The following is a 23,015-nucleotide window of genomic DNA, read 5'->3' as shown; positions in this document are numbered from 1 at the left end:
CCCATGATAATCACAGTCGTGTATACAAGGCTTCCTGTTCAGCGGATGGCCTATAGTGCTTTGTTCAGTTTCTTATTTTTAACCGCCTACATCGGCAAACCCCCATTAGCCATGAGCCAGAATCCTCAAGCCGTGATCGCTTCCCAGGAAGCCAGGCGCGGCCCCGCCGACAGCTTCACCGGTGTCGTTTGGGTAAAAACGCTGGTGCCAGCGAACGATCAGACCGATTGCATCGTCAGCGAAGTCACCTTCGACCCGACAGGCCGGACGTTCTGGCACACGCATCCAAACGGTCAGATCCTGATCGTTACCCAGGGAACCGGCTATTACCAGGAGCAGGGTAAACCCATTCAGGTGATTCGGCCTGGCGAATCGGTCAATATTGCTCCGAACGTCGTGCACTGGCACGGAGCCGGGCCGGATGACAGGCTGACGCACATCGCCATCAACCCCAACGTGAGCAAGGGAGGAGCCGTCAACTGGTTGCAGCCGGTGACGGACGGGGAGTATTCACGAAAGTAAGCTGGGTATACCGGTTATTTCACCGGTCGAATCTCCTGGGGCATCAGGAAAAAAACCGGAACGCATCGAACCGGCTGATCCAGCTGATTCTAAAAGGGATGCGGTGGCCACTCCTGCCGGCAGCGAGTTTAGGTTTATGGCGTTCAGCACCGACAAAGGCATCGGCGTAGCTGTTGGGGCATCGCTGATGAATATAGTAATTCGCCCGACTTCAGAAACGGTCGGCACTAGCGTCAACGCCGTTCACATTCCCGATTAGCGTCCGTTCATATCAGGAAGCAACAGAAATGAGCATCTTTGTCGTAAATTCTTCTGATCATGGGTAGAAACGGATTGGTCAATCGGACGGCTGGCAGGCAGATCATCGGCTTGTTAGCGGCCCTGTTTATGCCGCTTTACGCAGACGCGCAAACGGGTGAACGGATTTACAAAACTTACTGCGCGGGTTGTCATGGCGCTCAGTTGCAGGGAAGTGCAGGGCCCGCGCTGATTAAAAAACAGTGGAAACACGGGGGCGACCGGGAAGCTTTGTTACGCACTATTCGCCTGGGGATTCCATCGACCGAGATGAGTCGGTACGAAGGCGTACTTGCTGCCAACGAGATTGAAGCCGTCACGGATTTTATTCTCAACGCGCAGACCGCTACTGACATGGTGAAGAAGCCGGACCTTCCCCTCGTAGTCGACACAAAAGATTATAAACTCAGGATCGAACGGCTCGTCACGCAGGGGTTGTCGGGTCCGTGGGGCATCGAATTTGTAGACGCCGGGCACGCGCTGATCACAGGAAAAATGGGTGAACTGCACTGGATGGTCGACGGCAAACTGGATCAGCAACCCATTACCGGTCTGCCTAAAACCTATGCGTATGATGCGGTTGGCGGCATGATGGACCTGGCCCTCGATCCACGCTATTCCCGGAACGGCTGGGTGTATCTGGCCTTTAGTCACAATCCTGAAAACAGCACTGACAAAACGGTGCCGGGTATGACCAAAATTGTACGGGGCAAGGTTCGTGACCATGCGTGGGTCGATGAGCAGGTCCTGTTTCAAGTACCCGACTCCCTGCGGGTAAGTGGAGGTACGCGCTGGGGATGCCGGTTTCTGTTCGACAAACAGGGTTACCTGTACTTTACGATCGGCGACATGAACCGCGCCGACGATTCGCAGCGGTTGTCGAGGCCATCGGGAAAAATCTATCGCATCAACCCCGACGGGTCCATTCCCAAAGACAACCCCTTCGTTGGTAAACCAGGCGCTTTACCGGCAATCTACAGCTGGGGAAACCGGAACGCGCAGGGGCTGGCGCAGCACCCGGTTACTGGTGTGATCTATGCGAGTGAACACGGCCCCCAGGGCGGTGACGAACTGAACATTCTCAGGAAGGGAGCTAACTATGGCTGGCCCGTGATCACCTACGGCATCGATTATAACGGAAGTAAGGTGTCTGACCTGACGCAAAAAGAAGGCATGGAGCAACCCATTACGTACTGGACGCCCTCCATCGCCGTCAGCGCGATCGACTTTGTAACCGGCTCCCGCTTTCCCCGCTGGCAGAACAACCTGCTCGTGGGCGCGCTTAAGTTCGAAGAAATTCGACGGCTGGTAATCGACGGCAACCAGGTGCTGGCCCAGGAAACACTCCTGAAGGGGTATGGCCGCATACGGGATCTTAAGATCGGACCGGATGGCGCATTATATGTGCTTACGAATACACCCGATGCCGTACTGCGCATTACCCCGGAGCCGCTTCTCAAATGAGTAGACCAGCCCGGCTATACGGTAGTGTACGCTCTTTTTAGCTTTAATTCTTTTCCACCACTCGCTTAAGCCTGGTGCTGGAGCCACTTGTCCTCTATTTCGAAGGTCTTCCCTGCCCATACTACTCATTTAATATAGACGGATACGTTCGGCCTGGTTGCCAAAGGCACTGAGCACGCTATCCCATTCGCGGCTGAGCACGATCGCATCGGCGCTCCGTTGAATTGCCGCTATCGGTAACTTTCCTTCAGAAAGTCACGGCGGGTTGTTCATCGAGGTTCCCGATCCGTCAGTTGAGTGGCAGATCGAACGAAAGAACCGCCAGTATTACCATTCGAGCCAGAAGCGCTCCCCTACCTTCCCGGCCCCATGCTCCATGCCACGCCCTCCATTCGGGTATGGATCGACAGGAGTACGATAGGCTAGTTTAACGTTAGTCTCTTCGCGACAGGTCCGGTGAAGCCCGGCATGGACTTCACCGACCGTTGGTTTTTGGTATGATCGCATACCGTTCGATCCTCTTTCTGCTTCACCTCTCTTTAGTAACCTTTTAGTACTTTTATTAAATAATTAGTTTATCGATTCTTGATTTACAATATTTTTTCAATATTTCTCTATAATAAATCAAGATTCCATAATGGTTAACAATTTGTTTATTGTTTTTAGAAAAAGTAAATATAAATTTAGGTCAGAAATGCAAAATGAAACCAGTCATGAATTCCCCGACCATCGATTGATTCACCTTAAACATTAACTCTGTATCGCATGAAAACTAGTACTCGAAAACTTAGCTGGTTAATGTCCGGGCTGCTGCTGGGAGCGGTCATGTATAATTGTAAAACGAAGGATGTCGCTTCCATCACGCCGTTTACGTATACATTCTCTGGCCTGGACAACATTAAAATGCCCGACCTGACGCCGACAGCCCCTGCTGCGGTGACGGTGACGGCCGGTACCGTCACCTCATCGACGCTGACTTCCGCGGTGACTTCCGCGCTTGGCAACATCAGCGCTACCGGCCAGGTGCCCGAAGTGGTTCAACAGGCGGGTGCGAGTGTAGGGCAGGCGGTTTCGGCCGAAAAGGCAGCAGCGCTAACGTCCAGCCTGTCGCCCGACATGACCCTTTCGGCCGACATGAAACAGCAGATAGCCGCTATCGCCAGCAATCCCGCGTTGAAGGCATATTTACCCACGATGACCCTGCCCACGGTCAACGGCAAACCGATCGGTGCCCGCCTGGCCGCTCAGACGGTAGCCACCGTAGCGGCCGCCAAAGCGGCCCTGCTGGATGGCGATGCCGATGCCTGCAAAGCGGCTGCCGCGGCTGCCTATAATACGGTTGCCCAAAGCCTGGATGCTACCCGGGCAAGTCAGACGGCTTCGGTCAACGCTACCTATGCGCAGCTGGAAGCGGCTGCCAACAGTGATGTAAATAGCTGTCAGGCGGGTGTTCCGGCCAAATACGACCCGCTACGGACTACGCTTAAAACGCAGCTGACCAGTACGTTGGCAACCTTGAACTCGATAAAAGGAACGCTTGGGGATGCGCTCTACAACCAACTGGCCCTGATGGCCTACGTCAGCTACTTTCAGGCTGTTGACAATGTCGACACCATTCAGGCAGCCGATGTGAAAGCCTGTACGGCTACCCGGGATGCGAAAATTGCTGCGGCACAGGTAGCGCGCGATACGGATCTGGGCCGGATCAACACCAGCTATAACACCGTTCTAGCGACGGCGGCCGCAGCCCGCGACAAAGCTATTGCCAGCTGCCACAACCAGGGTACGGGAGGTTGATTCTTGATGACTTCTGCTTAGTTCATAACTTAACTTTTCTCCCAAGCTCATGAAAAAAATATATGTCTACCTGCCCGCCATTTGTCTGGCAGCCAAGCTATTGCTGGTATCAGCCGACGCCAGGGCACAAGTCAATCTGAAAAGTATCAGCGTAGGAGCCAGCTACTGGAAACCGTCGCTGGATTACTGGAATGATCGCTCGATTCTGACCGCTTACAACCGGGGACAGGGTGCCAAACTAGACGGGCAGGTTATGCCGAATGCTTCGCTGGAGGTCGGTCTGGTAAAAGGCTTTTCGGTGGGCGTACGGGCCGCTTACTGGAAAAGTTCGGCTTCCAGCAACCTGAGTATCGCCGGAATCAACCGGACGGAAAAGTTCACCCTGTCGATCATTCCCGTCTCACTGGATCTGCGCTATAGCTTCGAACCGAAAACCGTTACGACCGAAACTACCGACGCCAATGGTCAGACGGTAAAGGCCAAAAGCCCGTTTCTGATACCATACATCGGGGTTGGGTTGTCGCGCTACTTCATTAAGAATGAGTTCTCCCGAGTCGTGGCCAGCAACCCCGGATCTGTCAACGAATCGCAGGCAGGCAACAACTATGGTGTGCAGGTGTTTGTCGGAGCCGAAAAGAAGATCGTGAAAAAGCTGTATGTCGCCCTCGATGTTCGGTATCACCTGGGTAGCTACAATCAGCAGGTCCAGTCGGAAACGACCAGTACGACCGAAAAAGTTAGCCTGAATGGTCTGGAAGCAGGGCTAGCCCTTCGACTGAAGTTCGCCAACTGATTCCGTCACAATTCGCTGGATAACAAGGGGTTCATTGCCTTTTGTTATCCAGCGATCCGTTTATAGCCATCCGTTTTCCTCGCTTCTATCTTTCCAGTGTCTATGTCCCGACTTGTACAGAATACCTTAACGAAGTGGTTTTGCGGTCTGAAAACGATGGTCCTGCTTCTGAGCCTGATCGGCGGGACGGCGTGCCCGATACAGGCTCAGGTCAATATATCGGGGAAACCGGGGCTGCTTTACATTCCTACCGCCACGCTCCTGGAGGATGGGACCTTCCATGTCGGGTATAGCCTGAACCCGACCAACTATGCTTTTCGGTTCAATCCGGCGGCTAATCCGAAGATTACGACGCGCAATTCAGAAAGTATTTTCTTTGTCAACCTGGTGGTATTACCCCGTTTTGAAATCAATATCAATCTCCTCAGACCCAACGGCCCCATCCAGTACGGGGCCCGCGGCATCGGCGACCGGCAGATCGACCTGAAGTACGTCCTGTTTACCGAGAAGGGCAACCGGCCGGCCATAGCGATCATTGCATCAGCCCCGCTCGGGATCGACAACTCCCTGATTACGAACGCCCTGGTGGCTACCAAACGGTTTTCGCTGACTCCTTCGGCCACGCTCGAACTATCGGCTGGGTATGCCAGCCCGTATTACGTCGATCGGGAAGACATGCGCAACGATCAGAATTCCACCCTGTTATCCGGGTTCGTTTTTCGGGACAAGCGCGATAAAGCCGCGTACTACCTGGCCGGGCCGTTCGGTGGGGCGAAGCTCAGTCTTCAGCAACGGGTCGGATTGATGGCCGAATGGGATTCGCAACACCTGAACCTCGGTGCCTATGCCACCCTGTTCAACCACTGGACCGTGCAGGCGGGGGTACTCAATTTCGATCAGGTTACGGTAGGGACCTCCTACGCCTGGTCGCTGCTTTCCACCAAAAAATCGGCCGCTCATGAGAAAGCCAGGTAAGTCGATCGTTGGAATCCTCCTGCTGGTCGGGATGGCACACCTGGGAACCGCACAGCGTACGCGCAATGTACGGCTTGATTTTGAGAACCTTACCGCCGATAGTGCCCAGAATCGGATTTATTACGAGCAGCGACTCTACCGCAATCCAATGATTGCCATGCTGGCGCTCGATCAGCAGCGACTCCTCCACGCGGAGGCCGAGCTGGTACCGCTTTTTCAGGGCGTACCCATTGCCCGCTATCGGTTGACGCCGGGCTTTGCGACGACGATGATGTCGAAGCCCGAGCGCGAAGCCTACGCAAAACAGGTGCCGTTCGAAGCTCGTCGGTATAAGTTCGACTTCCGCATCCAGCCGGAGTTTATGGCTAATTTCGGCTACCGCGAAAGCCCACTGGAAAGCAAAACCAACATTCTGCTGCAAAGTCAGCTGTATCTGAGCCGGGGGCTGGTGCTTAACTGGGGCATCCTGTTTCCGATCGTGAACGATATGGACAACCAACCCCTCAATGTTCGGCCGGCTCCCCTTTTTCTGAATCAGTTTCTGGCCCTCGACCAGGCCGATTTTTTGAGTGTATCGGCGGGGCTGTTCTACAACGACCGCTACGGGCTGAACCTGCAATACCGGCACGCCGACCTGAATCGGCCCTGGTCGTATGGTCTGGAAACCAGTTTGACCGGGTTCTATTTCTTTCCCAAAAATGATTTCTACTACGAATCGTTGAAAGACTTTATGGTGCTGGCCGACGTCGCCTACCGATTCGATAAACGGAACATCACTTTAAAGCTGTCGGGTGGGCAGTATATGTACCAGGACCGGGGTGCCCGCATCGATTTCATCCGCCAGTTTCCAAACGTCGAAGTTGGGTTCTATGCCACCAAAACGGTCAATGGCTCGACCGCCGGTTTTAATTTCGCCATACCGATTCCACCCGGCCGGATTGCGCAAACCAAAGGCTTTCGGGTACGCAGCACCGAAGAGTTTCGGTGGGAATACAACTACAGCCGAGGCTACAACATCGGCAACCGCTACAAAGTGGGTTACCAGCTCGATGCGCTGTTACGCCAGTACCACCACAATTACCTGAAAAGTCAGCTCGGCCAGTAAAAGGGGCTCTCCCCCGCCGGTGCAGGTGCTTTCCACCCTTCACTTTCTAAGCTCTATCCAGCGCTGTTTCAAGGGGTATTTGTTGATTATTCGATGAGAAAATAGTGATTTAACTTTTTATTTACTTTTTCATAATTTTGTAAATAAAAAGTTTAGGATTTAAATATTTAAATCACTTATTTTGGTGTATAGCCAACTGTTAACAAGATTGGCAAATTTGGTAGATAGTAATTAATCGAATAGTATAAGTGCATAACATATCGGCTGTCCTTGTTAAGTTTTCAAGACGCTGAACAACAAACACGTTATAAGTTCACTTTAATTTATGCAAAACAGATACTCCTGGCTGTTTTATCGGTTTCAATCCATGTCTGTGCCCGAATTGCTGTTCAGAACCCAGCAGTATGTACAGAAAAAGACGGATAAAAAACGGATTGCGTGGGTATCTTCCGTTCCGTCGGCTGCCAGCAAACTTCCCAGACCGATTCTGCCCCTGACGGGCTTATCGGCAAAGTCAGTACCGTATTCGGGTCAGCTGAAAGTCTTTACCCATACGATGAATGTCGATCTGCCTATCGACTGGCACCTGGATATCAGCTCGGGCAAGCGCTTTCCGCTAACCTACGCCAAGACGATCAATGTCCGGAACGAAGCGAACGGCAGCGCCAAATACGTGTGGGAAGTCAACCGGTTGCAGTGGTTACCGTCGCTGGCCATTGCCTGGCGCATCACCGGCCAACGGCGGTATCTGGAGCAGTTCATGGCCGTCAACCGGTCCTGGACCGAGCAGAACCCGTATTTACTGGGCGTCAACTGGTACAGTAACATCGAGGTAAACATCCGCCTGATCAACTGGTTCTTCGCCTGGAACATTCTGGATGCGTCGGCGCTGGCCCAGTCGGATCCCGAGTTTGCGGCCTTCGTGAACGACTGCTGGCTGCCCAGTATTTATCAGCACTGCGTTTACAGCTATTCGAACCCATCGCTGCACTCGTCGGCCAACAATCACCTGATTTCGGAACATGCCGGCTTGTTCATCGCCGGATCCTTCTGGCGGTTTCCCGATTCGGAGAAATGGACGGCCTACGCCAAAGCGGGTCTGGAGGAGGAAATACGGCTACAGCACACCAAAAATGGCATCAACCGGGAAGAAGCGGCCGAATACATTCAGTTTATTACGGACTTCTTCCTGATCGCTTACGTGGTCGGTAAGCAAACCAACAACCCATTTTCAATAGCTTATTCGAACCGGCTCAACGCCATCGCGTCGTACATCGCTACTTTTCTGGATTGCCAGGGTAATTTCCCGCATTACGGCGACGAAGACGACGGGCGGGTGCTGGTGGTTGAAGACCGGCAGCCGTTCAACAACTTCCGGTCGATTCTCACCTCAGCGGCTATTTTGTTTCAGGACCCGTTTTTCAAACAGCGGTCGCAGGGATTCGACCTGAAAAACTTTCTGCTCTTTGGCGCACAGGGCGAAAAAAGCTTCGACAAACTCAGCGTCAGCACCCAGCTTCCCGGCAGTGCACTCTACGACGACGGGCATTACATCCTGCGCAAGCAAACCGCCGACGATCGGGAGATTTACATTCATGTAGACGCGGCTCCCCTGGGGTATCTGTCCATTGCGGCCCACGGGCACGCCGACGCCCTGTCGTTTTTGATGAACGTCGATGGCTACCCTTTCCTGGTCGATTCGGGCACGTATTCGTACCAGACGCATGCCCAATGGCGGAATTATTTTCTCAGCACCCGGGCGCACAATACCCTGTGCATCGACGGACAGAATCAGGCGTTTCAGGCGGGGCCGCTGCTGTGGCTCAACCATTACAAAACGGCTACGCTTCAGGCCCAGTCGTCAGAAGAGGCCGACGAAGTTACGGCCACGCACAATGGCTACGCCCGGCTACAGTGCCGTCACCTGCGCCATTTCCGTTTCGACAAAACAACCGACACCCTGTACATCGAGGATGTCGTGGAAAACTACGGCAAACAAAGTCGGCAGCTTGAGATCCTGTTTCATCTGAGTCCGGAAGTAGAAGTGTCGGAAGGCGCTGGAAACCTCTTTCAGCTCCGGCACCGACATGCCAGCCGGCAGGTTCAACTGACGATTGCGCCGGATTTACAAACCACCCTCGTGCACGGCCAGACGGAACCGGCGCTGCTGGGCTGGTATTCCGACGGGTTTTACCACAAAGAGGCCACCTCGACCTTACTGAGTCAGGGGGTCCTCGCAGCCGGCCAGACGGCTCATTTCAAGCATCAACTAACGGTTCAATAAGTCCCTCAATTATACAATACAACTATGAAAATCAGCATTTTTGGATTAGGCTATGTCGGTTGCGTAAGTTTGGGCTGCCTGGCCCAGAACGGCCACGAAATGGTGGGCGTAGACGTAAATCCCATTAAAGTAGGCCAGATCAACAGCGGGCGGGCAACGATCGTTGAAAAAGATATCGACCAGATCATGGCGACCCAGCACGCGAAGGGCCGCATCCGGGCTACCATCAACTTCCGCGAAGCGATCATGAATACGGAGGTTTCCATCATCGCTGTGGGTACCCCCTCGACAGCCCGTGGCCACCTGAACCTGCAGTATATTTTTAACGTAGCTGAACACCTGGGTGCAGTACTGGCCGAGAAAGACCAGTTTCATGTCATCGCCATCCGGTCGACGGTCATGCCGGGCACCTGCGAAAAGATTGCCCAACTGATCGAAGAACGGTCGGGAAAAGAACATAACGTCGATTTTGCGGTTGTCAGCAACCCCGAATTTCTGCGGGAAGGCTCGGCGGTTCATGATTACTACCACCCACCGCTCACGGTGATCGGTACCGAGTCGGAACGCGCCGGGGCCATCATCAAGAGCCTGTACGCGCAATTGCCCGCCGAGGTGGTTATCGCCGACACGAAAACCGCCGAGATCATGAAGTACGTGAACAATTCGTACCACGCGCTGAAGATTTCGTTTGCCAACGAAGTAGGAAACATCTGCTCGTCATTGGGTATCGATTCGCACCAGGTGATGGATATCTTCTGCAAGGATAAGCAGCTCAATATCTCGAATTATTACTTCAAACCCGGTTTTGCCTACGGCGGCTCCTGCCTGCCCAAGGACCTGAAAGGCCTGCAGACGCTGGCGCACGACCTGTACCTGCAGGTACCGCTGCTCAACAGCATCCAGAAAACCAACGAAATTCAGATGCAGCGGGCGGTTCAGATTCTGATGCAGCAGGGCCACCGCAACATCGGCTTCCTGGGTATTGGGTTCAAAGCGGGCACCGATGACCTGCGCAACAGCCCCGCCGTTGAGCTGGCCGAAACTCTGCTGGGCAAAGGCTTTTCGATTAAAATCTACGACCGGAACGTCCATACCTCGAAACTGACCGGTACCAACAAAGAATACATCGATCAGCACATTCCGCACTTGTCGGGGCTGATGGTTCAGGACAGCCACGACCTGCTCGACTGGTGCGACGTGCTGGTAGTCAGCACAAAAGAGGCTGAATTTGCGTATCTGCTCGGCGAAGCCACGAATAAAGTCATTCTGGACCTGGTGCGGATTTCGGCAGAGCTGGACCCTAGCAACCAGTACATCGGCATCAACTGGTCGGCCAGCACCACCGAAGCCCCGGCCCAGCTGGCAATTTAAGTACGATACTCTCTATTAAACCAACCAATTGATGAAGGCAACCAACCAGTACGAACACCTCTCGGGAAAACACGTTCTGATCATTGTCGAAAACTTACCCGTACCGTTCGACCGGCGTGTGTGGCAGGAAGCCACTACCCTGCGCGAAGCCGGGGCAGACGTGAGTGTGATCTGTCCCCGCATGAAAGGCTATACGACCCCGTTTGAACAGATCGACGGCGTCGACGTATACCGCCACCCGTTACCGGTCGAAGCGTCGGGTGCGCTGGGCTATCTGGTCGAATACGGTACGTCTATTTTCTGGTGGTACTGGTACGCCATCAGGATCTTTGCGAAGAAGCGATTCCACGTGATTCACGGCTGCAACCCGCCCGATCTGATCTTTACCGTGGCGCTGCCGTTCAAACTGCTGGGGGTAAAATACCTCTTCGATCACCACGACGTCAACCCGGAGTTTTACCTCGCCAAATTCGGCAAGAAAGACTTTTTCTACCGGCTCATGCTGCTGTTCGAACGGATCACCTTCGGGGTGGCCGACGTCAGCATTGCGACCAACGAATCGTATAAGGAGATCGCCATCCGTCGGGGAAAAATGCGCCCCGAAGACGTAACCGTTGTCCGCTCGGGTCCTAAGCTGGATCGGCTGCGGATCGTGCCGGGTAATGACAAATTCAAAAAAGGCCGCAAGTACCTGGTTGGGTATCTGGGCACCATCTGCGAGAGCGAAGGCATCGACCTGTTGCTCGAAGCGGTTAAGAAGATCACGGTTCGGCGGCAGGATATCCAGTTTGCCATCGTGGGAGGTGGTACGAGCCTGGAAGCCATGAAGCAGTTGTCGATCGACATGGGTTTGGGCGAATACGTCGATTTTTACGGTCGTGTGCCGGACGATCTGCTGCTGGAGGTACTCAACACGGCTGATGTTTGTGTCAACCCTGATAAACCGACGGAGATGAACAACCTCTCGACCATGAACAAGATCATGGAATACATGGCGCTGAAAAAGCCCATCGTCCAGTTCGATCTGAAAGAAGGGCGGTTTTCGGCGCAGCAGGCTTCGCTGTATGCGATCCCGAACGACATCGATGACTTTGCCAGTAAAGTGATGTACCTCATGGACAGCCCGAGCGTACGGACCCGGATGGGCGAATTCGGCTACCAGCGGGTGGCCAACGAACTGTCGTGGGATCACGAGCGGGGGAAACTCCTGCGGCTCTACAATCGGTTGCTGGCTCCGGCGGTCAGCGAACAGCGGGTCGAGCGCCCCATCCCGGCCTCAGCCAGCTTGCGAGATTAAATCATCGTTCCTGTGAATTGCCATATATGCAGAACCGGCCTCCACTATTAGTGGGGGCCGGTCTTTTTTTAGTTTTTAGGATACTGCTGCACTTTCGCTGTCCCATCGCTCCGTCCCGGTTTCACCGCATCGTAGCCAGCTGTGGCTCCCCCAATCCGAACCTCGTCGTAGTAGACCACTTTCTCGGGATACGTATCTTTCCCCATCCAGCAATACAGTCCGCACTTCCAGTACGGATTAAGTTTTTCCGGGTATCCAATATTGATATTCTGTTCATTAACGACCAGTATTCCATTCTGCCATACCTGCACCTGGCCAGCTTCACCGGTTGGTGACCATTTTACGTGCACAACATAATCGACCCATTGGTCAAACAAAGCAGGCCCCAGGTCGATTTTTTTATCGGTAGTAGGTGCCTGGGCTAATTTAAGTATAGGCTTATTTGACGCAGTATAAGCCAGCCGTAATCGATTGGACTGTACTTCAATACGCAAAGGAGGGACTGTATGCTCCTGTCCTTCGTCAGGAACAGCATGCCATTGGCTGATTATTGCAATCTGATCATCGTTGGCCATGGAGGAAGCCGGCAGATAAGAGCTATATCCATACCAGCGCTCGGTTTCACCCTCCACTAGAGGTTTGGTCCCTAACTCTGCGTGCATCATTTTATTTGTTCCATCCACCATACTAGCCAACCAGCTAATCCGAAAGGATTTACGTCCTGCACGTTTATTCTCTGAGGTCAGTACACCTGAAGTCGGCGTCCATAATTCAGCATACCAGAACGAGGCCATTTTATTTCCCTCGAAATCGTCACTATATAAAATCGAAGCATCTTCGCGGACGGCAGCCTGACTGATCTTTTCCGGAGCTATCGTATCTGCCTGTGTGCAGCTACTCAAACTTAACACTGAAGACAAAAGGATGGATAACACGGCAGCATGAAAGCGTTTATGACTAAAAGTAAGATACGCATTCGGTGCTTTAAGTAGTTTATAAAATGTGATTAAAAGTAGGTTTGACAGGTACATGTAGGTGCATCAGTTTTATAAAGGAGACTGATTGCCTTACACGTTGTCACTTACACCAATATTAACAAAATCTAATTTCTCACATTGTTATCACTCACAATTCGCTGTATTTAAGCATTTTATAAAACTCAAAAAAATTACATATTAAAATATTTATGTTTTGCGAGTTACTATATATTAGTATTCATACATAAGGAATCACTATAGTTGTTTTTCCTTTCACTTGAAATTCCACTTGCGTGAATATTACACGTTAGTTGTTATTTGCTCATAGTCGGACTTTTAAATTGGTGTAAAGTCACACCTAGAATGTTTTCTGTATTGGGCCACAAATTGCAATTTTAATCTAATTTTAATTTAGGGCTAGCCCCTATCAGGTGTTATCCTTAAAGACTTTTGACAAAAAAATAAGGCCGGAGCACATGCTCCGACCTTATTCAATCTGTATAATTAACCAAGTTGTTTTAATGACTATCTCATAATAAACTAATTTGTGTTGAGTTGTTGTCTGCCCAATTGATCACTACCATTTGGGTGAGCCCTGTTAAACAATTGACGATTTAGCAGACAAATTTACGGCAGGTAAATCTGTTGCGGTCTCTACTGTAGAACCAAACCGTTTCCGTAAACTTGCTGTTGGTTTTTCTACCCAATAGTAGCTTAGTATACTTAATAACAACCCTAGTGGTATAGCTGTCATAAGCCAGCGAACCGTTAATCTATCATCACCAATCAGCCGTTCCGCTACTACAACCCCGATCCAGTGAAACAAGTAAAGTGAGTAACTAAATTTTCCGATGAGTACCAACTTAGGTTGACTTAGCCAATTTCTAACCCACATATAAGGTTTTCCATAAAGAGCAGCAGGCAGTAGTAGGCTCAAAGTCACACCCTGAATGGAATAACGCCAGGTTTCCCGAAAAAAACCGTCCCGATAAAGAAGCGTTAATAATAAACAACTAAGTGCCGCCAACAATACGATAGGATGAATGGTCAATTTCAGGAAGCGTCCTGTTTTATCATGGTGCAGAATTAGACTTGTCAGACAACCATACATAATAGCATCAAGACGAGCTTCAGTAAAACTATACGTCTTGAAGGCGGAAATTTCATTCAGTCCTTCAGCCGTAATGAGGTGAATGCGCCACAACAAAGCGCTGATTATGCTTAAGAGCATAACACATGCTAAAACTTTTGGCCAACGGTAAAGCGCAATGAACAATAGTGGGAAGAGTAAGTAGAAATGTTCTTCAATAGCCAGCGACCAAGTAATGTTAAATATTCGACTACAGGCGTACATCCCTGATTCTACGCCATAGAGCATATAGTAATTCCGGTAATAAAACAATGTCGAAAGGATATCTCCAAGTTGCAACCCACAGCCAGTACTCAGTGAAAATGCAACTGCTACTGACACCATTAAAAGTAAGGCCGGATAAAGCCGCAACATCCTGCGCAAGTAAAAACCCTTCAGGTCAATCCGATGTGTCTTTTGGTATTCGGCAATCAGTAGTCGGGTAATAAGAAAGCCACTGATAAAGAAAAATAGGGTTACGCCAAATCCGCCAGGTATCCATTTTCCGAACCCGTAGTGACTGACGACGACGATCAGAATGGCTATTCCCCGGAAACCATCCAGAGCAGGAATGTAACTTTTCCCGGCCAATGTATTAGTGTTCAAGCTCATAGACAGTACAATTATTTAATTCAGTGCTTAGTATTGGTTTCTTTCAATAACGATTCGTACAGGCCCCGTAGCTGGGGGAAGATCGTTTCAGGCAGGTATTGCCGAACTATTCGACCTGAAGCCTCGCCCATCGTTGAAACCAACTCGGGTTGACTGATGAAACGCATGAGCCGGTCGGCCATAGCATCTTTGTCGCCCGGTGCTACCAGAAATCCATTGATACCTTCATGAACGGCTTCGGCCGTTCCACCTACGGGTGTCGACAGGATAGGAAGCTGATAATTCATAGCCTCCAGAATTGAAATAGGCAGTCCTTCGTGGTAGGACGGCAGTATGTACAGATCACTCGTGCTGAGCAGTTCATGCTTTTTCTCCCCCGAAACCCAGCCCTCAAACCGAACCAAGTCTTCAAGCTTGTGTTCGCGGATGTACGCCTGAAGGCGTTCGGTTTCGCCGTTACCACCTACGCGTAGCAGGAGTTGACCCGTAAACACATGTCGGTTCTGGCGCAGCACCTCCAGTAAATCGAAGATGCCCTTCCGCTCCCCGATAGCGCCTAAAAACAGGACTTGCAGGGGACCGTTTTGCGGTCGACTAAATGGCGTTTCCTGCTCAGGTTGCCGCTGGTGAATTACGTTTCCCAAAATTTCAAGCCGACGGGTCCTGAAGTTTTCGGAAAAGAAAGTATACCAATAGTCAGACAGACAAACCACGACATCAGCTCCTTCAACCAGCATCCGGATCATACGCTTGCTGATTGGGTCGCTGTTATGGTAGAATACATCAAATTTCGAGCCGTGCATGTGATAGACAACCTGCTTGCCGAACACGTATTTAGCCGTCAGGAAGAGCGCAAACTTTCGATAAAAACTACCTTTGAACGAACCCTGTAAGTGGACGATGCGAATGGCGCGATCGGTCATCAGTGTTTGTACGAACCGTCGGTATTGACCAATAAAAAACGGGATGAGCGCCCATTTGCTGTTGATAGGCTTATGGCTGGTAACGCATTTATAGACCGCAAAATGGCGAGCGTATACATTCATGACACTGCCGACTCCCCCACGGTAATTTATATGATCCGGTCCCGCTGTCAGGACCTGTTCTGCCACATGCTGCGGGATCAATGCTTCGGTATCTGCTAAAGTAGCTGTTTGCACCATGTTCTGAGTTCTGATTTAAACTATACGAATTCGGGAACCAGATTTTGTTCTTCAGGTATATTCTGTCGGATGACCCGGGCAGGATTACCCACCACGACAGAATAGGCCGGGATAGACTTCGTAATCACACTGCCGGCTCCGATCAGTACATGGTCCCCAATGGTAACCGGCCCAATGATGCATACGTTTGCCCCGATGTTTACGTGATTTCCGATTACCGGGCATCCACCCTTCTGCCCATTATTGCCAATAGTCGTCGATTGTCGTAAGATACAGTTCCGCCCGATTCGGGTATTCCGGTGTACAACCAGCGCCTGGCCGTGGTAAATTTTCAATCCAGCTCCGGCAACAACATCATAGGGCAGTTCCGTACCCATCATCCACTCGACCAATACCCGATACATTACCAGATAGGGGGTGAGCAAAAGTCGGGCGACACGGTTTCTGGTTGCGCTGTTGGCAATTCGAAACAGAAGTCCGATCAGGCGACCTTTTGTGTTGTTCCGATTCGCTGACCAGTCTTGTGTAATAAAAGCTAATGCATTCATACCTGTTTAGATTTATACAACGCTGGCAGAAGTGGCAACAGACTTGTTCTGATAAATACGGGAATAGGCTTTTGTCATTGCCTGAATGGAAAACCGCTGCATGATACGATTTCGAGCTTCATCCATCTCCGTGGTCAGTTGATCGTTATTGTACATCGAGATTATACCATGCAGGGCTTCAGCGCAAGCCTCGACGCTATCCTGTTCAAAGAGCACGCTACCAGGCATACCATGCAGAATTTCAGCAGGCCCCTCAATATTTGCTGCCACTACCGGAATTCCAGCTGCCAGCCCCTCAACGACAGTCAGGCCAAACCCTTCAAAGCGAGATGGTTGCACGAGTACATGGTACGATGCCAGATGCTCCTGTATCCAACTGCGCTCTTTCTCACCCTGAAAGCGAACGAAGGATTCGACTCCAAGTAACTTTGCCAGCGACGTCAGGTAATCCCGTGATTCCCCATCACCGATAAAGTCTAACTGGAGCTGACTCATTCCCCGTTCATGAACCAATTTGGCCAGTGCCCGAATCAGGATATCCTGCCCTTTTTTCTCATGCATCAGGCGACTAATCTGCACAAGTCTGACCGACTCATTGGCCTGAATCCGATAATGATTCCTGCGCCTATACTGGTGAACTGGAATGCCATTGGGCACCACCACTGCTGTCAGTGTTGACCGATGCTGAATATCACTTGCGACAGCGTCAGAAATAGCCGCGAGTGTATTGTATTGATGAAACGTATCTGTTGGGATATTGACGTCATGCACCGTGTAAACCGTATGAGCCGATCGATATTTAATCAGGCTGATCATCTTACGGTCGTGACAGTGAATCACATCCGGCCGAATGCGGTTCAGCAATAAGTTCAACCGCAATACTGGAAATGGGTTTTTGCTACCTTCCCGCCGGTTCAGACAATACACGGACACGTTCTCATGGAGCTTTGCCAGCATGGACTGATTAACTCGATCATTGACTACAATCAAAGATACCTCATGAGCTAGACAAAGCTCATTTAATAAGTCAATAGTGAGTAGCTGAGCCCCCCCCATCCGCATCGTAAATAAGCAATGTACAATTCGCATAGTTCAAGCATGGATGCGCCTGTAGACGACCTTCACGTTATTTTTTAAAAACAAAGGCACCGTAACAACCCAATTCAGATGTACATTATTAAGCGGAGCTAACAACAGAAAAGCAACCGGATTGATTTTCCTCAAAAGAAGTAACAATTGATTATTAGCTTTGGTGTGTTTCAGCAGAATACCCAAAGCAATTGCTTTGAGTAAGAAATTATGGAACGCATATTTAGCATGGAGTAGGTAATCTTCTCCATACATATCAGCCATTTTTAAACTATACTGATATCTATCAAATAATTTTTTGTTAGTCTGAACATTTAGAACTCTTGTCAGTGAATCGCTTTGTGTCCGATCACGGATACACAAACAATCTCTAATAAACAATTGAGTGTGGTTCTCTTTAAAAATTCTAAACCAATTCAAATTCTCGAAACCCCTAAATTCCTCAAAGAATGGGTATTTTCTTAGTAAATCTGTTTTTAACACATGTGTAAAATCTCCATATACATTACGACGGAGCCAGTCAAAATAGGTATATTCTTGGCTAGTATCTGGTAGTAAAGGATCGGATTCACGATCGGATACCAGAAACATATAATGAGTATGAGGTTTATTTCGCAAATAGCTCAGAACCAAAGAAATGCTTTCCGGCTTGAGGTAATCATCACTATCAAGAAACAATATGTATTCACCCGTAGCAAGCGAAACTCCTTTGTTACGAGCCGCATTAACACCTTTATTTTCAGAGAAGCTAAAATAGCTAACTTTGCTTAACTTCTTTGTGACGTATTGTAAATAGTCAACCGTATTATCGTCAGAGGCATCGTCTATAACAATCAATTCTACGTCGGCGCTCAACTGCGGTAGAACACTAGTGATGCATCGCTGCAAAACTTGCTTCCGATTATAAGTGGGTACAACAATACTAAGCTTTACCATCACTGTATTAGTTAAGACGGGTTAAGTAACGATAGACAGGCAATTCCCTCATCTGGCTTACACCTAACAATTCTTTTATACCGCGTTTTATCGATTGTTTGAAAGTATGAATATAGCTTTTGGCATAGCCATATGATTTACGTTTTAAGTAATTATCATAGTGATGAATCAGCTGTCTTACTGGATATTTTTTACCGAAGTTTATTACATTTTCTACGTCATAAGCAGCAATAGCTTCTTCTCTCAAAGAGAGATCAAGTGATCCATAAATAGCATATCGTAATTCCACAGAAGTGCGTTCAATATGCTGCGTATTCTGCTGACTACTTAGTTTATGCGGTTGATTCTCGAGATAGTAGCCTAATGCCCCTTCTGCTTTAACAAGATTATAATTTAAGGCTAACCGAAGTTGAAATTCGTAATCTGCCACTAAACGATAATTTTCGTCGAAGAAACCAATAGTGTCATGAACCATTTTCCGCCACATGGGAAAACAACCGATCATGTGTCTTCTGAAAAACTCGGCCCGTTTATTAGGCCAGGCTGGATACGTATATGATCTGCATATCTCAGTCCCATAAGTATCCACGCCGTAAAAATCACCATAGGCAAGCATGGCATTAGTATTTTTATCCAGCGCTTTTGCCTGATTCAGAATGGAATCTGGGGTACGGATATCGTCCACATTCCAGACGGTCAGATACTCACCAGTTGCCAGCTTAATGCCTCTATTCCATGTCGCATACAAGCCTTCCCGTTCAGGAATAATGATATATCTGATGTTTTTGTACTGAGAACTATATTTTTCGATTATAGCAATCTCCTGTGGTTTCGGTTGATTATGTAATAACAGAAATTCCACCTCATCAAAATTCTCAACTTTTAACACATGGTCTAGATAAGACTCGATGTAATCCAGACAGTTAAAAAGAGAGGTAATTACTGATATGCGTTTCATATACTTAGAAATTGATATAAATTTTGTAGTTCAGACCTATTTATTAGAAATACTGAACAAATCTGATATATGCCATTAAGTTATAGATAGTGGGTAAGGTACACTAGACAAATTTATAGTTGCTATTATATCTTCTTTATCATTAGTTATTGTGTCTTTTAGCTTAACCTTACTAGTCTTTAACATTGCGACTAAAAATAATGTAGTGATGATTCGAAAATGAATTTGAACTAGCTCTGTGCTTGTAAATGAAAGCAATAGCACTGTTGATAGGGTAAGCAGACCGACGACACTAATATTTACATATCTATTTCGGTAGAATAATAAAAGATATTTTAAGCTAAGAGCAATAAATATTGCTGTTCCTACAAAACCCATATATAGAATTAGTAGCGACCAGACAATATCTGATGTCTCAACTTGAGATTTCCTCCCAATTCGATCATTAAATAGGCCTGCCTCAAATGGCAATTTCTTCGCTTGAGGTGTATCCTCAGATAATAAACCAACACCAAAAATGCAACTACCGACCTCACGTGATATGTAATTGGCTCGTTCTGCTAAATGAGCCATTCTGTAAGCAAATGTATCTTCCTGGTTATAATCAAGATCCGAAAGCGATCGTTTTGCATAGAAAGTGTTCTCCAAATCTTCGACACCCCCTAATACTCGGGTATTAACAGAATTAATTGACAAAGCACCTACTCCAACGACAATCAGCAAAGCTAAATATACAATTCTTTGAAAATTAGACTGCTTTGACAAGACATATATACTAGCAACTAACGCAACCGTAAGGATGTGTGATCTATGCATTGGCGCTATTTCTGTTGTGATTAACAAACCCACTACCAACCACTGAAGCCATTTTCTCTTACTTTTATACATGAACAAGAAATAAAACAAAGCCGGTATCAGAAATGTCGGTGTGTTATAATACCTTACCCAACCGATACTTTCCATGTTATTAATTGTCACTTTGATTGTAGCATCCAGTAATACTATACCTGTTGGTAGTTGGATTAAAAATAATATACATTGAAATACCGTGATTACAGCAACTGTATGCCAAACTCGTAGTAGTTCCGACTTTGGAACCATAAAGAAAACACCAAGACTTAAAAAGATTAGATTATGTCGAAAGACTCTAATTACTCCGACAGTATCGTATTTTAAAATTTGTAAGCTATAAAAAGTATCTATTATAATAAAGAGTAAAAAAAACATTATCCATTTAAAAATGGACTCATTTTTAAAAATCAATACTATTGTTTTAAAACGATAAATAAGTATACCAAGAATAAAAAGAACGCACAAGTCAGATGTTTTATCAATACTCGTACCAGACAAAATAAATGCTGGAGGAATACACATAAAACCATTTGTGGCAAAGCCAAAAAAGATTAGCAATGAAGCATAGTAACGTTGTACAGCAAATAATATAAACGCTAGTACTAAGAGTAGAATACCTAACATAGTATTATATTAAATTGTCTAAACTATTCGCTCTATTAGCCTTGTTTGGTTTATTCAAGCACTCCAGACGTTAAGATTTTTATACATCTGACGAAACAAAAATAAATATGTGAATAGACCACAAGTACCTATAAGCAAGATTCGTATCCAAGATTGTGAAACAGCATCTGTTAATAAATATGCAGGTACCCACATTAGCAATGTAATCAGCAGCAAACGATACACAGCCGAGCTGTTTATTTCTATATGATGCAGAAACTTTTTCTGATAATACATACATAAAACCAGTGAGGCCAGAATAGCTACAGAGTTCCCCAAAACAAAACCATATATACCAAGGACCGAAAAGGTTAGCAGACTCACTAATAAATTTACCCCTGTATTAGTCAGTTGAGCCCAAACCGTTTTTCTCACATGCTCTCTGCTTTGCAGGAAGTAATAAGGTGGAATACCCAGACTGTTCAGTACAAAGCAGGTAGTGATACTAAGCGTGGCTATTTCGATAACGGGATTGGCATTGGGTAGCCAGAGCTCTAATAAGTCAGGTAACGCAAGGCCGAAAAACAGCAGAAATGGGACTATGACCATCAACATGCCTGTTTGATAAGTACCGATCAAACGAGATAATCTGGCCGTGTCGGTTTCCTGGGCAATTTTAGGAAAGAGTGGATAAGTGGTTTTAGCGATCAATGACCACAACTGCGAACGGATTTTGTAAGCAATTTCCAGATACCCTACTTCCGTAACTCCAATCAGGCGCGAAACCAGCACTTTCGTCATGGGTTCGAACATCATATTCAGTAACCCTGCAGCATATACGTTGGAGCCGAAGCTTATCTGTTTGCGGGCTATCCGACCGGCTTCGGCACTCAGACCGCTCAACTGCAGGCTGCCCCACATCCGCCAGGCAGCTATGCTCACCAGCACCAGCCAGACTACGGCTGCTCCCAGGATCACCAGCCCTATTTCGTTCAGCCCGTAGCCCAGACTCACGACGGCGATCAGGCCGCCCCAGTACAGCACACTGTAGATGAGCTGGTAAAAGTTCGTCAGGTACATGCGCTGCTGCGAGTCCAGGATGGTGGTGAACGTCTGCCCCAGCAAAACGACCAGGTTGGCGACGACCACGCAACGGTACATGGTTACTACCTGGGCGTATAAGCCATCCGAGAGACCCAGCAGGCCCTGAAGAATATTCGCCTGAAAGGTAACAGCCAGCAGGCTCAGCGGCACCATGATCAACAGCAGTAGACCGATGGTTACGACGATGTCGTAATCCGACTCTTTCGACTTTCCCTGAACGGACAGGCACTTCAGCAGGGCGGTGTTCAGCCCCAGATTGGCGAAGATATTCAGGTTGCCCGCCAGCGTAACGATGGAAAACGCTCCGTACGCTTCGGCGCCCAGCATCCGGATGAAAACGGGAATGCTGAAAAACGTCAGGACGGCTGTTAACGCTAGCTGGGCAACCCCACTCAGAGAATTCTTATGCAGTAATTTCATGGCAATACGGTGGAGCAATGCAGATCAATAGGCGTTTTCGTCTCCCTGTATCATCTTCTGAAACGTCCAGAAACAGATGAGGGTGTCGAGAAGGAGCGTGCGCTTGGCGATGTACAGCGTGTCGTACCGCAACCGGTGTTTCATCTGAATCATCTGAGCGGTTTCGCCCCGGCAGCCGCGTACCTGAGCAAATCCCGTGATCCCGGGCTTGACGGCATACCGATCCGGGTAGCCCGGCATGGTCAGCCAGTACTGGGCATCCAGCGGAATGGGGTGCGGCCGTGGCCCTACAATGCTCATATCTCCCAGAAGTACGTTCAGAATTTGCGGTACCTCGTCGAGGTTGGTTTTGCGCAGGAACCGGCCGATGGAAGTGATGCGGTTGTCGTTTTTCGTAGCCTGCTGAAAAGTCGCATGGCGCTGGTACGTCATTGTCCGGAACTTAAAACAGCGGAACGGACGACCATTGCGCCCCGTGCGCATCTGCACAAACAGAATCGGCCCCGGCGAGGTGAAGCGGATAATCAACCCGATAATCAGGAACAGCCAGCTAAATATCGACACCAGCACTAATCCAGCCAAAATCAGGTCAAACAGGCGTTTGGCGATTCGATACCGGCGGCTTGCCGCCACTTTGTTCGGAACAGTCGCCCGGTAAGCCTCATTAGGGACGACTCTGTTTTTATAGGATGGTAGGGAGAGATCAAGCATAGGAAGTA

At 48.7% G+C, this 23,015-nt stretch carries 21 protein-coding genes; 10 read left to right on the top strand and 11 right to left on the bottom strand.

The features are described 5' to 3' along the window. Positions 1 to 3: 3 nt before the first annotated feature. From ACYVC2_RS24400 to ACYVC2_RS24390, 3 genes are all read left to right on the top strand, one after another. Complete coding sequence (locus tag ACYVC2_RS24400) at positions 4 to 522, top strand: (R)-mandelonitrile lyase (RefSeq protein WP_461106686.1); 519 nt, start codon at positions 4 to 6, stop codon at positions 520 to 522. Positions 523 to 625: 103 nt separating this feature from the next. Next, complete coding sequence (locus ACYVC2_RS24395; protein WP_461106684.1) at positions 626 to 781, top strand: hypothetical protein; 156 nt, start codon at positions 626 to 628, stop codon at positions 779 to 781. Between the two features lie 59 nt (positions 782 to 840). Further along, positions 841 to 2,283 (top strand): PQQ-dependent sugar dehydrogenase, encoded by a 1,443-nt coding sequence (locus ACYVC2_RS24390; RefSeq protein WP_461106682.1) that lies wholly within the window; start codon positions 841 to 843, stop codon positions 2,281 to 2,283. 327 nt (positions 2,284 to 2,610) lie between these two features. Here ACYVC2_RS24390 and ACYVC2_RS24385 read toward each other — a convergent pair whose 3' ends face one another. Then, on the bottom strand, positions 2,611 to 2,790 hold the full coding sequence (locus ACYVC2_RS24385) for a hypothetical protein (RefSeq protein WP_461106680.1): 180 nt from the start codon (positions 2,788 to 2,790) through the stop codon (positions 2,611 to 2,613). 258 nt (positions 2,791 to 3,048) lie between these two features. Here ACYVC2_RS24385 and ACYVC2_RS24380 point away from each other — a divergent pair, with 258 nt between their 5' ends. From ACYVC2_RS24380 to ACYVC2_RS24350, 7 genes are all read left to right on the top strand, one after another. Next, positions 3,049 to 4,080 (top strand): hypothetical protein, encoded by a 1,032-nt coding sequence (locus ACYVC2_RS24380; RefSeq protein WP_461106678.1) that lies wholly within the window; start codon positions 3,049 to 3,051, stop codon positions 4,078 to 4,080. Between the two features lie 49 nt (positions 4,081 to 4,129). After that, entirely contained in the window at positions 4,130 to 4,873 is a 744-nt protein-coding gene (locus ACYVC2_RS24375; RefSeq protein ID WP_461106676.1) for a hypothetical protein, read from the top strand. Positions 4,874 to 4,975: 102 nt separating this feature from the next. After that, a complete protein-coding gene (locus tag ACYVC2_RS24370; protein WP_461106674.1) occupies positions 4,976 to 5,848 on the top strand; it encodes a YjbH domain-containing protein in 873 nt (290 codons plus the stop codon). After that, the gene (locus tag ACYVC2_RS24365) at positions 5,832 to 6,953 is read left to right on the top strand and encodes a YjbH domain-containing protein (RefSeq protein ID WP_461106672.1); all 1,122 of its coding nucleotides are present in this window, start codon (positions 5,832 to 5,834) and stop codon (positions 6,951 to 6,953) included. Before ACYVC2_RS24370 ends, ACYVC2_RS24365 begins: the two co-directional genes overlap by 17 nt. Before the next feature lie 325 nt (positions 6,954 to 7,278). Then, positions 7,279 to 9,237: an alginate lyase family protein gene (locus tag ACYVC2_RS24360; protein ID WP_461106670.1), complete on the top strand. Its 1,959-nt coding sequence runs from the start codon at positions 7,279 to 7,281 to the stop codon at positions 9,235 to 9,237. Positions 9,238 to 9,261: 24 nt separating this feature from the next. Next, positions 9,262 to 10,608: a nucleotide sugar dehydrogenase gene (locus ACYVC2_RS24355; RefSeq protein WP_461106668.1), complete on the top strand. Its 1,347-nt coding sequence runs from the start codon at positions 9,262 to 9,264 to the stop codon at positions 10,606 to 10,608. A 31-nt stretch (positions 10,609 to 10,639) separates the two neighbouring features. Beyond that, positions 10,640 to 11,905 (top strand): glycosyltransferase family 4 protein, encoded by a 1,266-nt coding sequence (locus ACYVC2_RS24350; RefSeq protein ID WP_461106666.1) that lies wholly within the window; start codon positions 10,640 to 10,642, stop codon positions 11,903 to 11,905. Between the two features lie 68 nt (positions 11,906 to 11,973). Here the strand turns inward: ACYVC2_RS24350 and ACYVC2_RS24345 are convergent, their stop codons facing one another. From ACYVC2_RS24345 to ACYVC2_RS24300, 10 genes are all read right to left on the bottom strand, one after another. Further along, positions 11,974 to 12,936, bottom strand: a complete 963-nt coding sequence (locus ACYVC2_RS24345; protein WP_461106664.1) for a polysaccharide lyase — start codon at positions 12,934 to 12,936, stop codon at positions 11,974 to 11,976. A 544-nt stretch (positions 12,937 to 13,480) separates the two neighbouring features. Next, positions 13,481 to 14,623 (bottom strand): acyltransferase family protein, encoded by a 1,143-nt coding sequence (locus ACYVC2_RS24340; protein ID WP_461106662.1) that lies wholly within the window; start codon positions 14,621 to 14,623, stop codon positions 13,481 to 13,483. Positions 14,624 to 14,643: 20 nt separating this feature from the next. Next, positions 14,644 to 15,669 carry a glycosyltransferase family 4 protein gene (locus tag ACYVC2_RS24335; protein ID WP_461106660.1) on the bottom strand — a complete coding sequence of 342 codons (1,026 nt, stop codon included), beginning with the start codon at positions 15,667 to 15,669 and terminating at the stop codon, positions 14,644 to 14,646. 137 nt (positions 15,670 to 15,806) lie between these two features. Further along, positions 15,807 to 16,334, bottom strand: coding sequence for a serine acetyltransferase (locus ACYVC2_RS24330; protein WP_461106658.1), 528 nt, complete (start codon positions 16,332 to 16,334; stop codon positions 15,807 to 15,809). 12 nt (positions 16,335 to 16,346) lie between these two features. Beyond that, positions 16,347 to 17,423, bottom strand: a complete 1,077-nt coding sequence (locus ACYVC2_RS24325) for a glycosyltransferase family 4 protein (RefSeq protein ID WP_461106656.1) — start codon at positions 17,421 to 17,423, stop codon at positions 16,347 to 16,349. A 3-nt stretch (positions 17,424 to 17,426) separates the two neighbouring features. Next, the gene (locus tag ACYVC2_RS24320; RefSeq protein WP_461106654.1) at positions 17,427 to 18,359 is read right to left on the bottom strand and encodes a glycosyltransferase family 2 protein; all 933 of its coding nucleotides are present in this window, start codon (positions 18,357 to 18,359) and stop codon (positions 17,427 to 17,429) included. Between the two features lie 7 nt (positions 18,360 to 18,366). Further along, the gene (locus tag ACYVC2_RS24315) at positions 18,367 to 19,317 is read right to left on the bottom strand and encodes a glycosyltransferase (RefSeq protein WP_461106652.1); all 951 of its coding nucleotides are present in this window, start codon (positions 19,315 to 19,317) and stop codon (positions 18,367 to 18,369) included. Between the two features lie 75 nt (positions 19,318 to 19,392). Continuing rightward, positions 19,393 to 20,793, bottom strand: coding sequence for a hypothetical protein (locus ACYVC2_RS24310; protein WP_461106650.1), 1,401 nt, complete (start codon positions 20,791 to 20,793; stop codon positions 19,393 to 19,395). Positions 20,794 to 20,847: 54 nt separating this feature from the next. Continuing rightward, positions 20,848 to 22,296 carry a lipopolysaccharide biosynthesis protein gene (locus ACYVC2_RS24305; RefSeq protein WP_461106648.1) on the bottom strand — a complete coding sequence of 483 codons (1,449 nt, stop codon included), beginning with the start codon at positions 22,294 to 22,296 and terminating at the stop codon, positions 20,848 to 20,850. Between the two features lie 24 nt (positions 22,297 to 22,320). Continuing rightward, positions 22,321 to 23,007 carry a sugar transferase gene (locus ACYVC2_RS24300; RefSeq protein ID WP_461106646.1) on the bottom strand — a complete coding sequence of 229 codons (687 nt, stop codon included), beginning with the start codon at positions 23,005 to 23,007 and terminating at the stop codon, positions 22,321 to 22,323. Positions 23,008 to 23,015 lie beyond the last annotated feature (8 nt).

Source organism: Spirosoma koreense (assembly GCF_054777875.1).
The sequence above is the reverse complement of the archived record's forward strand: the minus strand, read 5'-3'. Positions and strand labels throughout refer to the sequence as shown.